The sequence below is a fragment of the Bradyrhizobium sp. B117 genome, from assembly GCF_038969555.1.
Classification (GTDB): Bacteria; Pseudomonadota; Alphaproteobacteria; order Rhizobiales; family Xanthobacteraceae; genus Bradyrhizobium.
On sequence record NZ_CP152414.1, the window covers coordinates 101,436 to 114,625 of the forward strand.

13 protein-coding genes are annotated in these 13,190 nt (G+C 64.9%); 3 read left to right on the top strand and 10 right to left on the bottom strand.

Features of this window, described 5'->3' with window-relative positions; all coding sequences use genetic code 11:
- Positions 1–21: 21 nt before the first annotated feature.
- From typA to AAFG16_RS00530, 5 genes are all read right to left on the bottom strand, one after another.
- Positions 22–1,848, bottom strand: coding sequence for a translational GTPase TypA (gene typA, locus AAFG16_RS00510; RefSeq protein ID WP_342736463.1), 1,827 nt, complete (start codon positions 1,846–1,848; stop codon positions 22–24).
- A 239-nt stretch (positions 1,849–2,087) separates the two neighbouring features.
- Positions 2,088–2,372, bottom strand: a complete 285-nt coding sequence (locus AAFG16_RS00515) for a hypothetical protein (protein ID WP_342736465.1) — start codon at positions 2,370–2,372, stop codon at positions 2,088–2,090.
- The gene (locus tag AAFG16_RS00520) at positions 2,369–3,826 is read right to left on the bottom strand and encodes a radical SAM protein (RefSeq protein ID WP_342736467.1); all 1,458 of its coding nucleotides are present in this window, start codon (positions 3,824–3,826) and stop codon (positions 2,369–2,371) included. The genes AAFG16_RS00515 and AAFG16_RS00520 overlap by 4 nt, the downstream gene beginning before the upstream one ends.
- A complete protein-coding gene (locus AAFG16_RS00525; RefSeq protein ID WP_342736469.1) occupies positions 3,807–4,523 on the bottom strand; it encodes a prolipoprotein diacylglyceryl transferase family protein in 717 nt (238 codons plus the stop codon). The genes AAFG16_RS00520 and AAFG16_RS00525 overlap by 20 nt, the downstream gene beginning before the upstream one ends.
- Before the next feature lie 225 nt (positions 4,524–4,748).
- Positions 4,749–5,513 (bottom strand): Crp/Fnr family transcriptional regulator, encoded by a 765-nt coding sequence (locus AAFG16_RS00530; protein WP_342736471.1) that lies wholly within the window; start codon positions 5,511–5,513, stop codon positions 4,749–4,751.
- A 187-nt stretch (positions 5,514–5,700) separates the two neighbouring features.
- Here AAFG16_RS00530 and AAFG16_RS00535 point away from each other — a divergent pair, with 187 nt between their 5' ends.
- Positions 5,701–6,084: a response regulator gene (locus tag AAFG16_RS00535; protein WP_283083068.1), complete on the top strand. Its 384-nt coding sequence runs from the start codon at positions 5,701–5,703 to the stop codon at positions 6,082–6,084.
- 4 nt (positions 6,085–6,088) lie between these two features.
- Here AAFG16_RS00535 and AAFG16_RS00540 read toward each other — a convergent pair whose 3' ends face one another.
- From AAFG16_RS00540 to AAFG16_RS00550, 3 genes are all read right to left on the bottom strand, one after another.
- On the bottom strand, positions 6,089–6,802 hold the full coding sequence (locus AAFG16_RS00540; RefSeq protein WP_342736473.1) for a hypothetical protein: 714 nt from the start codon (positions 6,800–6,802) through the stop codon (positions 6,089–6,091).
- Between the two features lie 111 nt (positions 6,803–6,913).
- Positions 6,914–8,455: an alkaline phosphatase D family protein gene (locus tag AAFG16_RS00545; protein WP_342736475.1), complete on the bottom strand. Its 1,542-nt coding sequence runs from the start codon at positions 8,453–8,455 to the stop codon at positions 6,914–6,916.
- Positions 8,456–8,645: 190 nt separating this feature from the next.
- Positions 8,646–10,091 (bottom strand): TAXI family TRAP transporter solute-binding subunit, encoded by a 1,446-nt coding sequence (locus AAFG16_RS00550; protein ID WP_283083071.1) that lies wholly within the window; start codon positions 10,089–10,091, stop codon positions 8,646–8,648.
- 152 nt (positions 10,092–10,243) lie between these two features.
- Between AAFG16_RS00550 and AAFG16_RS00555 the strand changes: the two genes are divergently transcribed.
- The gene (locus AAFG16_RS00555; RefSeq protein ID WP_283083072.1) at positions 10,244–10,534 is read left to right on the top strand and encodes a 4a-hydroxytetrahydrobiopterin dehydratase; all 291 of its coding nucleotides are present in this window, start codon (positions 10,244–10,246) and stop codon (positions 10,532–10,534) included.
- A gap of 101 nt (positions 10,535–10,635) precedes the next feature.
- On the top strand, positions 10,636–11,019 hold the full coding sequence (locus AAFG16_RS00560) for a YkvA family protein (protein WP_342736477.1): 384 nt from the start codon (positions 10,636–10,638) through the stop codon (positions 11,017–11,019).
- Between the two features lie 156 nt (positions 11,020–11,175).
- On the opposite strand, the gene AAFG16_RS00565 is transcribed toward AAFG16_RS00560, so the two are convergent.
- Together AAFG16_RS00565 and AAFG16_RS00570 are read right to left on the bottom strand one after the other, a co-directional pair.
- Positions 11,176–12,336 carry a TAXI family TRAP transporter solute-binding subunit gene (locus AAFG16_RS00565; RefSeq protein ID WP_342736479.1) on the bottom strand — a complete coding sequence of 387 codons (1,161 nt, stop codon included), beginning with the start codon at positions 12,334–12,336 and terminating at the stop codon, positions 11,176–11,178.
- Positions 12,337–12,354: 18 nt separating this feature from the next.
- On the bottom strand, positions 12,355–13,140 hold the full coding sequence (locus AAFG16_RS00570; RefSeq protein WP_342736481.1) for a hypothetical protein: 786 nt from the start codon (positions 13,138–13,140) through the stop codon (positions 12,355–12,357).
- Positions 13,141–13,190 lie beyond the last annotated feature (50 nt).

A 13,190-nucleotide genomic window follows, 5' to 3' on the forward strand; every position in this document is an offset into this window, starting at 1 on the left:
ATGACAGTTGGCGGCGTGGCCTTAAGCCACCGCTTCCTTGGCCTTTTCCGCGCGCTTGCGCTCGTTCGGGTCGAGGTGCTTCTTGCGCAGGCGGATCGACTTCGGGGTGACCTCGACGAGCTCGTCGTCCTCGATATAGGCGAGCGCCTTTTCCAGGGTCATGCGGATCGGCGGGGTCAGGCGCACCGCTTCGTCCTTCGACGTCGTGCGGATGTTGGTGAGCTGCTTGCCCTTGAGCACGTTGATCTCGAGATCGTTGTCGCGGGTGTGCTCGCCGACGATCATGCCCTTGTAGACCTTCCAGCCTGGCTCGATCATCATCGGACCGCGGTCTTCCAGCTTGAACATGGCGTAGGCCACCGCCTCGCCCTGGTCGTTGGAGATCAGGACGCCGTTGCGGCGGCCCTGGATCTCGCCCTTGTACGGGGCGTAGCCGTGGAACAGGCGGTTCATGATCGCGGTGCCGCGGGTGTCGGTGAGCAGCTCGCCCTGGTAGCCGATCAGGCCGCGGGTCGGCGCGTAGAACACCAGGCGCTGACGGTTGCCGCCGGACGGCTTCATCTCAATCAGCTCGGACTTGCGCTCGCTCATCTTCTGCACGACGACGCCGGAATGCTCCTCGTCGACGTCGATCACGACCTCCTCGATCGGCTCCATGGCGCCGCCGGTGGCTTCGTCCTTCTGGAACACGACGCGCGGACGCGACACCGAGAGCTCAAAGCCCTCACGGCGCATGGTCTCGATCAGGATCGCGAGCTGCAATTCGCCGCGGCCGGACACTTCCATCGCGTCCTTGTCGGCGGATTCGACGACGCGCAGCGCGACGTTGCCCTCGGCTTCGCGCAGCAGACGGTCGCGGATCATGCGGCTCGTCACCTTGTCGCCTTCGGTGCCGGCGAGCGGGGAGTTGTTGACGATGAACGACATCGACACGGTCGGCGGATCGATCGGCTGCGCCGGCAGCGGTACCTCGACGGTCGGATCGCAGAAGGTGTCGGCGACGGTGCCCTTGGTGAGGCCCGCGATGGCGACGATGTCGCCCGCTTCGGCTTCCTCGAGCGGGGTGCGCTCGAGGCCGCGGAACGCCAGGATCTTCGTGATGCGGCCGGACTCGACCAGCTTGCCATCGGCATGCAGCACCTTGACCTGCTGGTTCGGCTTGAGCACGCCGGACGAGATGCGGCCGGTGATGATGCGACCGAGATAGGGGTTGGCCTCGAGGATGGTGCCGATCATGCGGAACGGGCCTTCCTCGACCTTCGGCGGCGCGACGTGGCGCAGCACCAGCTCGAACAGCGGCTCCATGCCCTTGTCCTGCGGACCCTCGGGGCTATCCGCCATCCAGCCTTGCTTGGCCGACCCGTAGAGGATCGGGAAGTCGAGCTGCTCCTCGCTGGCGTCGAGCGCCGCGAACAGGTCGAACACCTCGTTGATGACCTCGGTCGGGCGCGCGTCGGGGCGGTCCACCTTGTTGATGACGACGATCGGCTTGAGGCCAACCTTCAGCGCCTTGGAGACCACGAACTTGGTCTGCGGCAGCGGGCCTTCGGCGGCGTCGACCAGCACCAGGGCGCCGTCCACCATGTTCAGGATGCGCTCGACCTCACCGCCGAAATCGGCGTGGCCGGGGGTGTCGACGATGTTGATGCGGGTGTCCTTCCACTGCACCGAGGCCGCCTTGGCCAGAATGGTGATGCCGCGCTCGCGCTCCAGGTCGTTGGAGTCCATGGCGCGATCGGTCACCTTCTGGTTTTCGCGGAACGTGCCGGATTGCTGGAGGAGCTTGTCGACAAGGGTCGTCTTGCCGTGGTCGACGTGGGCGATGATGGCGACGTTGCGGAGGTTCATGAGTGAGCTTCTTTGCGGTCGAACAATGGGTTAAGCGCGATCTCGCCGGTCGGACCGGGACCTCTTCACGGACAACGCTGGAAACGTGGAAAACGGGGCCGGCTTCGCCCAAAAAGGAAGCCCGGTCAGCTCGACCGGGCACCCTACGCGTTTGCGGCGCAATATATGCAAAAACCGCCAAAAAACAATGTGTTCTTTGCTGGTTGGTTGATTGAATTTTGTCCGGGCATTCCCGGGGCCTAGGGCTGGGTTCCGGGGTGGGCGGGGGCCTTCCGCCCCTTGATCGCCGCCCAGATCAGGGCGACGCCTCCGATGCCGACGACGAGGCCCAGGAAGACCAGCGGCGCGATGTCCGAATCGATCTTGCCCCCGTCGATCACCGAGTCTGCGCCGAACAGCAGGGCGCAGAGGCCCGGCAGCAGCAGGACGAGCCCCGAGATCACCATGAGCGCGGTCAGGCAGCCGCTTCGTGCCTCGCCGGCCGTCGGAACGGGTGGCAGAACCGGCGGAGGCGTGTCGCTCATCGTGGTGCCTCCTCGCGCTGCCTTGCCTCGCGATAGGTCTGCCCTTCGAGCCCGGCGCGGATGCCGTCGATCTTGCCGTTCCGATAGAACAGATTGTAGGTGTCGAACGGGATGATCGCGCCCTGCTCCGTCACGAAATGGATGCAGCTCCGCTTGACGTTGCCGATGCAGAAATTGAAGCGGTCGAGAAACTGCACGATGGTGACGCGGAAGACGTTCTCGTAACTGAGTCCTTCCGGCACCTGAAAGCTCGGCAGGCAGCACAAGAGCTCGCAGACGCGCTCGGAGGTGTTGAGCGGGCCCGACGACAGCGAGAACAGGTCCAAGAACTTTTCCTGGAATTTCTCCCTCAGCATCGGATATTTTTCCGGGCTGATGGTGTTGGGCATCACCGCGACCAGCTGCTCCTGCGGGATCAGCGAGGTCAGCGGCAGCACCTTCTCGCCATTGCGCAGGCCGTAGCCGATCGAGATGCTCTCGGGATTGCAGGGCAGCGGGATCATGTCCTTGTCGCCGAACACACCGGTCTCGACGACGCGGTTGCGGATCTCCGACAGCATGATGCGGTCGGTAGCCTTGTCGAAATTCTCGTTGCGGCCGGCATCCTGCACCGGCTGGAGCGTGACGCCGCGCACGCATTTCCAGGTGAGGGCGTGGCGGACGATGTCGCCGATCTCGGTGTCGTTGACGCCGCGCTTGATGGTCGCGACCAGCGTGGTCGACACGCCGTAATGCTCGAGATTCTCCAGCGCCTGTTGGCGGATTTTCCGCAAATCCGCGCCGCGTAAATTGATCAGCGCATCGCGCTGAAGCGAATCGAACTGGAGATAGATCTCGAGCCCGCGCCTGTTCTCGGCGAGCCGCGCCACGAAATCCTTCTCGCGGGCGATGCGCAGGCCGTTGGTGTTGATCATGACGTGGCGGATCGGGCGGGCGCGCACCGCGTCCAGGATCTCGAAGAAATCCGGATGCAGTGTCGGCTCGCCGCCGGAAATCTGCACGAGGTCGGGCTCCCCTTCGCTGGCGACCAGCGCGTCGAGCATCTTCTCGATCGTCGCGAGCGGAGTGAATTTCGTTCGGGCCGGCGCGGAGTCTGCAAAGCAGACCGGGCAGGTGAGATTGCAATGCTCGGTGATCTCGATCAGCGCCAGGCAGGAATGCTGCTCGTGGTCGGGACAGAGGCCGCAATCATAGGGACAGCCGTATTCGGTGCGCTGCTGGAATTGCAGCGGCCGGTCGCCCGGCTTGATGAAATCCTTGCACAGGCGCCAATAGGCCGCGTCGGTGGACACGAGCGTCGACTGGACGCCGTGCTCCCGGCAGCGCTTCTCGTACCAGACCTCGTTGTCGAGGATCTGGATCTTGGTCGGCACCAGTTTCAGGCAGGTTTCGCAAAGGGATTGGGTCTGGCCCCAGAAGATGTAAGGGCGCGACTTACGCAGCGGCGCGTTCATGCACAGGCCTCGCTTGGCGCGCCGTCGCCAGCATGACGGCGGCGTAGAGCAGGATGGAGAGCGACAGCAGGTGAAACAGCGTGAAGGGGCCGATCAGCGGGCCGTAAGGCTTGAGGAATTCCCACAGGAAGCGCTGCGCTCCATAAAAAGCGAGAACCAGGTAGAATCCATTGGTGATCACAAACGCATTCCGGTTCACGACCGCCAGCACATAGAGCTGGGCGAACAGGGCCATCGCCGCGCTCTCGTAGAGCTGCACGGGATGGCGCAAAATGCCGTCGCCGAAATCATGGCCCCAGGGCAATGCCATCGCCGTGCCATAGGTGAAATCGTCGAGGCCCGCGAAATAGCAGCCGAGCCGCCCGATCGCGATGCCGAGGGCGAGCGGCAGGGCAAACCGCGCACCGGTGCGGACCGCGATCCCTGCGGTCCATTTGTAGAGCTCGATCGCGACGATGCCGCCGGCGAGCGCGCCCTCGACCGAGCGCGCAGTGCCGCTCTGCCCCGACAGCCACAGATTGACCGAGCCGAACAGATAGGCGCCAAGGCCGGCGCCGAACACCAGCGCGGCGATGTAAGGCAGCTCGAACGATTGCGCCGGAAACCGCAAACGCTGTCGCGACAGCCAGTAAACGGCGGCTGCGGCCGCCAGCCACGCCGCAATGTCGAAGATCGTGTGAAGAAAAGCCCCGCTCATGCGGGGACAACCATAGCACGATCACGTTTAAAGGCGCGGCGCGCTTTTTTTGTGCCCTCTCCCCTTGTGGGAGAGGGCAGCTCCGTATCAGCCACAACCTCATTTGGGTGAGGGGTTGTCTCCGCGAATTCAGCCGCCGCGGTGTGCGCGGATAGAGACCCCGCATCCGGCTTTGCTTCGCAAAGCCACCTTCTCCCACAAGGGGAGAAGGAAGAAGCAAGACCCTTAGCTGGCCTCTCGCTCCTCGGTCGGATACACGCCCCGCAGCACCTCCTCGAAGTGCATCTTCACCGCGTCGTTGCACAGGCAGGCGCGCAGGCGCAGGCCGTCGCGGTTGCGGACCAGGATTGAGCCGCGCCGTGTGTCGAGCACGCCTTCCGCCTTGAACGATTGCAGCACGCGGCTCGCATAGCTGCGCCCCACTCCGAGTAGCGTCGCGAGCTGTTCGTGGGTCAGCGGCACGCTGCTGTCGTCGCCGGTACGCTCCATCGCCGCCAGAATCCATTTGGCCGTGCGCTGCTCGATCGAGTGGATGGCGTTGCAGGCGGTGGACTGGAAGATCTGCGCCAGCATGCAGTCGGCGTAGCGGGCAAAGATGTTGCGCAGCGAGGCCGAGCGTTGCTTGGCCGCTTCGAGCTTGCCGACATGGATGCGCGCAAACGGTCCGCCGAACTTCACGCAGATGCGTGTATAGGCCGGCAGGAATCCCTCGCTGACGATGCCGCCCACCGCGCCCTCGCGGCCGACCAGAATGGTCTCGACATCACGGCCGTCTTCGTTGGGGACGAGAAAAGTCGCAAGCGATGGTCCGCAGGGAAAGTGCACGACCTGGACGTCGTCGCCGGGACTGTAGAGCAGCTCGCTCGCCGCAGCCTTGTCAACGGTGACGTGCGGCGCCAGCAGCGCGTAATCCGCCGCGCTCAAGCGCCGCAACAGATTGTTGAGAGGCCTGGTGTCGACCTCGGTTGTCTTGCTGATGCGCGCGTCCATCGTCGATCCCCTGCTCTCCTTTCAACACTAGCGAGCTCCGCGTCCTGGCTGTGTGCACAAGTGGACAGACGTTAAAACTGTTCTGTGGTGAGTTTCGTTCCGGGAACCCTCCGATGCGCTGGGCGCAGGCGTCGGGCTGAGGCTGTCCTTAAGGCACAAAAACATGCAGCCCTCGATAGCCAGCACCATGATACCTGCCTCCCCGAACGGCTCGGCCGACGTGCCCAGCGATATCCTGATCGTCGAGGACGATCCGATCATCGCGATCGATTTCGAGGATCGCCTGCTTGGATTTGGCGCGAAGAGCGTGCGCACCGTCGGATCGGTGGCGCAGGCGCTGAACGCGATCGCGGCGCGTGCACCGGATTTTGCGCTGCTCGACGTCGAGTTGAGCCGCGAGAAGAGCTTCGCCGTCGCCGAGCGGCTGGCGGCGGCGCAAATCCCGTTCGTGTTCGTGACCGGCTACGGCGCCGAAACCCGGATCCCGGCCGAATTCAAGGCGCGGTCCCGGCTGCAAAAGCCCTGCTCGAGCGAGGCGCTGGAGGCCGCGCTGCGCTCGCGCGGCGCCTGACGTCTCATTTGCCGGAGCGGATGCAGAGCTCGGCGAGTTCGCTCTCGACGCCGCGGAAGTATGTATGCGCAAGCGGCGGCGGTGATGAGCTCTTCCCGATCGCGTCTTGCTGGGCGAGCGCTGCCTGCTCGGACAATTGCAGGAAACGTTTCAGCACGGACGACTTGGTCTTCGCAACGAATTTTTCCAGCGCGTCTTCGGTCGCCCCGGTCGGATTGCGATCGAGCAATTCCTTGTTGCCGGTCGCGACCGGCGACACCGCGCCGAGCTTGATCCGGCTGAGCAGAACGTAGCGGTCGAAATGCTCGAAGATCAGATCGAGGCTCCGGGCCTGTCGCATCGGCTCCTCGATCGCAAGAAAGCGTTTGACGTCTGCATTGCGCTCGAGGCGTTCCCGCTCGGCTGCGCCGGGGAACGGATTGGCGGCGTTCTGCCGATCGATGAGGGTGCCCGTGCTCTCCAGCATGCGCGTGCCCCATGAAATGACGATGTCGCGGCCGCGCGGCTCAAGCTGATCTGCCGCAAGCCCCTTTTCGGCCAGGCACGCGGGATCCGCGCTGGCGCGCAATGCCTTGCCGAGCTCGACGGTCAGCGCCTTGCCGTAAGGCGATGCGAAAGCCTCGCGCACCAGCGCGGCCCTGTCCTGGGTCTGCGCCCATGCCGAAGACGCTGCGCTCAGCAGGAGCGCGATGACGATGGTTCGGCGGCTGAACAGCACAGATCAACTCGAAAATGGCTCGGACGGCATCAGGCTCGTGAAAATGACGAGCCTGCAATGGTCGTCCGGGCCGACCGGATGGTTCACCGCCATCCGGCTCGACGTTGGCCTTTACGCAAGCTTCGGATCGAGCGTGGTCGACCACAGCGCGACGTCGGTGCGATCGCGCAAGGTCACCGTCATCCGGCCGGAGGCGCCGTCGATCTTGACGTGACCGAAGAACTGCATGCCGGCCGAGGGCGGCAGGTTCTGCTTGTCGGGGCCGGGCGCTTTGACGAAACGCACCTCGGGCCCAAAGGTGTTGTCGAGCGCGTTCGGACCGAAGGTGCCCGCATGCAGCGGGCCCGAGACGAACTCCCAGAACGGCTCGAACTCCTGGAATTGGGCCTTGTTCGGATCGTAGTAATGCGCCGCGGCGTAGTGCACGTCCGCGGTCAGCCACACCGTGTTGTTGATCGGCGCCATCTTGATGAAGCGCAGGATGTCGGCGATCTCGAATTCGCGGCCGCGCACCGGGCCGTCACCCTGCGCGAAAGCCTCCGAGCCGCCCTTCGGCGTATCAGGCACGACGAGGCTGAGCGGCATGTCGGAGGCGACCACCTTCCAGGTCGCGCGCGAGTTGAGGAGGCCGCGCTTGAGCCAGGCGATCTGGTCCGGGCCAAGGAAGTAGCTGGCCGGGCCATAAGCGGTTTCGAGATTGGCCCCATTCGGGCCGCGATAGCTGCGCTCGTCGAGCATGAAGACGTCGAGATGCGGACCATAGGAGATCTGGCGGTAGACGCGGCCGGGCTCGACGATGCTCTCGCGCATCGGATACATCTCGTGGAAGGCGCGGCCCGCCCGCGCGGCGAGCAGCGTGATGTCGCGCTCCTTGTAGGTCGCCGGCAGCTCCTTCGACAGCGACCAGTTGTTGGTCACCTCGTGATCGTCCCACTGCACGAAGATCGGCACTTCGGCATTGAAGGCGCGGACATTGTCGTCGGTGAGATTGTATTTGTGCGCGGCGCGGTACTCGTCCAGCGTCTCCGCGACCTTGGCCTTCTCGGGGATGGTGACGTTCTTCCAGATCTTGCCGTCCGCGAGCTTCACCTCGGATTGAATCGGGCCGTCGGCATAGATGGTGTCGCCGGAATGCAGGAAGAAATCCGGACGATGCTTACGCATCGCCGAGAAGGTGAACATGCCGCCGTCGTCGGGATTGATGCCCCAGCCCTGGCCTGCGACGTCGCCGCCCCAGACGAAGCTGACGTCGCGGCGGTCGGCCGGCGCGGTGCGGAAGCGGCCGACCACCGGCTCGCCCTCGATCGCGGTGTGCGAGAGATCGCGAAAGCGGACACGGTAGAAGATGTCCTGGCCGCCCGGCAGGTTCTCCAGCAGCATCTTGGCGGTGAAGTCGCTTTCGGGAAGGGCCGCGATCGGCGGCAGCGCGCGGGCGTCCTTGAATGACTCGGTCGTTGCCACCTCGACCAGCATCTGCGCGGGCCGATCGGTGCGCGCCCACACCACGCCACCGTCGACGGTGACGTCGCCCGATTGCACGCCATGCGTCACCGCCGGCCGGTCGGCCGCGCGCGACAGATGGGGCATCGCGATCGCGCCAAGCGCGCCGGCGCTGGTGGTGAGGAAACGGCGGCGGGAGAATTTGATCTTCATGGGCTGGCTCGCAGGCTGGCTGTGTGCGCATCTCGCGCCGTCATTCCGGAGCGCGCGAAGCGCGAATCCGGAATCTCGAGATTCCCCGGTGCGCAATTGCGCACCTGTGGTCTGGTCCTTCGGACCATCCCGGAATGACGGCGCAAGCTATATTGAGATAATGTGACGCAGCAATTACGCGCGCAAGCGTTTACGCGTTGCCGGCGGCGCGGAATTGCGCGCCCGTCCGTTGCAGGTTCTGGGACAGGCTGAGAAGCACGGCCTTGCGGTCGGCGACCGCGGCGTGGAACTGGTCGAGCGCGATGTTGAAAGCCGTGAGCGCGGCTTCCTCGATCGCGCCGTGATCGAAGCAGCGCAGCGTGTCGCGCAGGATGTCGTCGGCCTCGGTCTGCATCTGGTCGAGCTCTTCGGCCGTCTCGGACTTGCGCGCCGCCGCGATCATGTCGAGCAGGCGGTCGCGCAGATGGCTGTTGTTGTCGCGCTCGTCCTTCTTCAAATAGCCCGCAAACCAGGCGCCAAGCGAGCCCATGGCCGAAAGCGCCATCAGGCCCCACCAGATGAAATCGCTGTACCTGTCGAGGAAGGTCTTTTCCTCGCCGTCGACGAAGGCGGCGGCGCCGGGATGCACGGGGATCACGGCGTCCTTGTCGGTGTCGGGCGTCTCGATCTTGGCCGCCAGCGGGAATTCCGTCACCAGTTGCTGGCGCACGGCGAAGAGCTGGCGGGTGAATGCCGCGATGGTGGTTTCGGAGATGCCTTTGCGCGCCACGATGTGGTGCGAGAAGCTGATGGTCTTGACCTCGTCCTCGGGCCGGTCAGGCGAGCCGCCATAGGTGCCGGCGGGAATCTCCGAGGCTTCATAGACCGGATGGTTCTGCGCGATCGCGTCGGCGGAATCGATCGCGATGAAGGTCGGCGTGCCGCCGTCCCTGGCCGAGGCCGCGATCGCATCCGCCGTGATCTTGCTGTTGACGGGGCCGGCGGCGAGATAGGCATCGGCCTTCTGGGCCTTGATCGCCTCGGCGGCTTCATTCGCCGGGAACTGGATGATCTCGACCTTGGCGGGATCGACGCCGTATTGCTGCAGGATCACCTTGAGCAGATTGACGTTGGCCTGGGTGCGGCCGACCACGCCGACGCGATGACCGGCGAGCTGCGCGATCTTGGTGATCTTCGCGCCCTTCTTCTTGCCCTTGCCGGGCACGGACCACAGCACCACGACGTTCTTGCGCAGGGTCGCGACCGCTTGCGCGTTCTTGGGAACGTCGACGTCGCCGCGCACGATGGCGAGATCGACCTTGCTCTCCGCAAGCGCCTCGGCGCTGGCGGTGGCGCCGTCGGTCTGGATCGGCCGCAGCCGCACGTAACTCTTGTTCTGCGAGAAAGCCTGGGTCAGCGCCTGCACGACCTTGACGTCGTCGCTGTTCGCGGGGCCGACCGCGATCTTCAGCGTCACCGGCCGCATCGCGAAATAATAGCCGCCGGTGATTGCGCCGATGATCGCAAGCACCAATGCGAGGGAGACAAGCGCGGTGCGCCGCGCCGCTGATCGCGGCGACGTCGAGTTGGGCGTTTCGGCCAGGTCCGATTCCCCGGTCATCGATCTCCCGAACAGGCGCTTGAGGCTCAGTTTCATCTCGGCCGGCGATTTACGCCCGTAATTATAGCAAAATTCTTGTCCGGACGGGTTACATCTCCGTCATGGTTAGCGGATGGGCCAAATCCCCTGTGAACCTGGGCCATATGCACGGTGTTAGGGTAAAGTTCCCCTGAAGGACGGAGGCGATCATGGCAGAGCGGCTGACGGCGGAAGCACGCAAGCAGGCGCTGGGCGCCATACCGGGCTGGACCGAGGTCCCGGGCCGGGACGCCATCGGGAAAACCTTTGTCTTCAAGGATTTCAACGAGGCGTTCGGCTTCATGACGCGCGCCGCGCTGGTCGCCGAGAAGATGGACCATCACCCCGAATGGCGGAACGTCTACAAGACGGTGGAGGTGGTGCTCTCGACCCATGACGCCGGCGGCGTCACCAGGCTCGATATCGAGCTCGCCCAGAAGATGAACGCCATCGCCGGCTGACACCGGGCTTACATCTTGTCGGCGCCGGCAGCATCCCCATGTTGTGATCAGCAATGGATGCGGCGATCTGCCGCCCTGGCTGAACGGGGAGTTTGCAGGACATGGCTGCCGAACACAGCGTCGGTTTCGAGCCCGCCGATCGGCTCGCGGAGGATCGCGAGAGCGTTCGCCGTCGCTTCTGGCGCAAGCTGAAGCGTGTCGCCGCGCACCTGCCGTTCGCGGAAGATCTGCTCGCGGCCTATTATTGCGCGTTCGACCGGCAGACGCCGCGCCACGTCCAGGCCTCGCTGCTGGGCGCGATCGCCTATTTCATCCTGCCCTTCGACTTCGTTCCCGACGTGATGCCGATCCTCGGTTTCACGGATGATGCCGCCGTGCTCGCCACGGCCATCCGCATGGTTGCGAGCCACATCACCAGCGAGCATCGCGAAGCCGCCCGCGCCGCGCTGAAGCGCGGCGTGGACGAAGCGGAGGTGGCGCAGTAGGGGCAGTTCGACCAAGTCCACTGCTGTCATTCCCCGCGAAGGCGGGGAATCCAGTACGCCGCAGCCTCTCGATTCAATCGCTGACGTCCCGGAGTACTGGATCGCCCGGTCAAGCCGGACGATGACGGCTGTATGTGGAGCGACGAGACGCGCCCGCTACTTCTTCCCCGCCTCCGCCCGCGCGTTCTCCGCGTCCCACGCCTGGAATTGCTTGAACAGCGTTTCCTTGTCGGCATCTGACACTTTCGCGGCCGCGGGATTCTGCTTCAGGAATGCCTCGAAGCGCTGGCGCGTCACCGGCTCGACGCCGTGCTTGTCGAGCCATTGCTGCGCCACCGGCAATCTGTTCCAGCCGGCGAGCGGGGCGGGGAGCGAGACTTCCTTCCACTTGGGATGGAACGGCGGGTTCTGGAGCGCGGGGAATTTGGTGAAGAACGCGTCCACGAACAGCGCGAGCTTACGGTAACGCTCGGTGTTCGGCGCCCAATTATAGGCCGCGAGCACCGCGGGCACCGCGATCGTGTCCACGCTCTCGCCCTCCTTGATCAGGTTCGGATAGTCCTTGGCCGTGAGCGTCGCCGGCAGATAGTCGCTCTGCAGCGGCTTGGCGTAGTCGACCTTGGCGAGATGGAAGCGGCCGTCATTGCCGAAGGTCGAGACCGATTTGTACGGCTTGCCTCCGACCACGATGACGGCGTCGATCTCGCCGGACTTCAGCTTCTCCATCGCGATGCGCTGCTCGACATAGACGAAGTTCGCCTTGATCCCGAGCCGCTCGAACACCGTCAGTGCGGTGACGAAGGTCCCGCCATTGGGCAGGTCGACGCTGACCTTCTTGCCCTCGAGGTCCTTCAGCGTCGCGATCGACTTCGGCGCGATGACCTGCATCTCTTCATTGTAGAGCTTGGTCACGTAAGTGAACTGTTTCTTGATGTCCTTGGCAAAGCCCTTGCGCTCGAGATAGTCGAGCGTGTCGGCGCGCACGACGCCGAGATCGACGCCTTGCAGGAACAGGATGTCGGCGACGCTCTGCACCGAGCCGCGGCCGACGATCGGCAGCACGCGGATCTTGTTGCCGTCGTCGAGCACGGAGGCAAGGTCGGCGCCGAATTGCACATAGGTGCCGCCGATCGTGCCTGTGATCAGCGTGACGGTATTGGCGTTCAGCGCCTGCTTGGTCGAGTTCGAGCCGAACTGGAAGATGGCCTTCAGGCTGTCCGAGACCTTGGCCGGATCATATTCGGTCTGCTCGGCGCGGGCGGTGAAGGCACAGACGGTCATGATGGCGGCGAGCGCCACTCGATAGACGTTACGCATGGTGTCCTCTGAAGAGTTCTAGTTCGAGAGCTGGCCGAGGCGCTGCCGCGCCTCCGCCGATCCGAGGCTTGCGGCGCGCTGGTACCAGTCGCGTGCGGTGGACGCGTCGCCAATGACGGTCCGCGCATCGCTGGTGCCGAGCACCGCAGGATCATAGGTTTGCGCCAGCAGCAGCGCGGCGGTTGCATCCCTCGCGTTGGCCGCGCGCTCGAGCAGCAGGCGCGCCGCGGCGATGTCGCCGACGCCGATCAGGCTCCGCGCGCGCGTCATCAATCCTGCCAGCGTGTCGGCGTCGAGCGTCCTGACGGGTTCGGGCGGTGGTGGTGCCGGCTGCGCCGCGACAGGCGCGGGCGCTTGCACGGGCGTCTGGGCTTGCAGCGCAGTCTGGTAGGCGCTCGCGATCGCTTCGCGGCTTGGCGCCGGCGGCGCCGGAACAGTCTGCGCGTCGGCGCTCGCCAGCACCGCATTGGTGACGCGGGCCGCGTCCTTGACCGGGGTCTGCCGTGCAGCCGGCGGTGGAGGGGCGAGGGTCTGCAGCGTCGAGGCGCCGGCATAGGCGGCGACGAGATCGCGCAGGTCGGATTGAAACACCCCGGCCAGGATCGTGGCCGCGGAAACCGCCAGAACCATCCCGAGAATGGCCGGGATGAACCTGGTTCTCGAGCGCAGCGCCTGCGGCGCAAATTCCCGCGGGTCCGGCGCCCCGAGCGGGTCGGACAGGAACAGCGGCATTGGATCGTCCTGTGGAAGATCAGCCCGTGCGGCGCGCGCACGGATGTAGTCCGCGGTGGACGATTGTGACACAGATTTATCGGAGTCGAACGCTCGCGACTCCCTGGACTGACGGTACGCCG

Bases quoted from the DNA above. Each gene is read 5' to 3' on its own strand.
- AAFG16_RS00520 (WP_342736467.1), bottom strand. From the start codon at position 3,826: ATGAACGCGCCGCTGCGTAAGTCGCGCCCTTACATCTTCTGGGGCCAG.
- AAFG16_RS00565 (WP_342736479.1), bottom strand. From the start codon at position 12,336: ATGCGTAACGTCTATCGAGTGGCGCTCGCCGCCATCATGACCGTCTGT.
- AAFG16_RS00525 (WP_342736469.1), bottom strand. From the start codon at position 4,523: ATGAGCGGGGCTTTTCTTCACACGATCTTCGACATTGCGGCGTGGCTG.
- AAFG16_RS00560 (WP_342736477.1), top strand. From the start codon at position 10,636: ATGGCTGCCGAACACAGCGTCGGTTTCGAGCCCGCCGATCGGCTCGCG.
- AAFG16_RS00550 (WP_283083071.1), bottom strand. From the start codon at position 10,091: ATGAAACTGAGCCTCAAGCGCCTGTTCGGGAGATCGATGACCGGGGAA.
- AAFG16_RS00515 (WP_342736465.1), bottom strand. From the start codon at position 2,372: ATGAGCGACACGCCTCCGCCGGTTCTGCCACCCGTTCCGACGGCCGGC.
- AAFG16_RS00555 (WP_283083072.1), top strand. From the start codon at position 10,244: ATGGCAGAGCGGCTGACGGCGGAAGCACGCAAGCAGGCGCTGGGCGCC.
- AAFG16_RS00545 (WP_342736475.1), bottom strand. From the start codon at position 8,455: ATGAAGATCAAATTCTCCCGCCGCCGTTTCCTCACCACCAGCGCCGGC.
- AAFG16_RS00535 (WP_283083068.1), top strand. From the start codon at position 5,701: ATGATACCTGCCTCCCCGAACGGCTCGGCCGACGTGCCCAGCGATATC.
- typA (WP_342736463.1), bottom strand. From the start codon at position 1,848: ATGAACCTCCGCAACGTCGCCATCATCGCCCACGTCGACCACGGCAAG.
- AAFG16_RS00530 (WP_342736471.1), bottom strand. From the start codon at position 5,513: ATGGACGCGCGCATCAGCAAGACAACCGAGGTCGACACCAGGCCTCTC.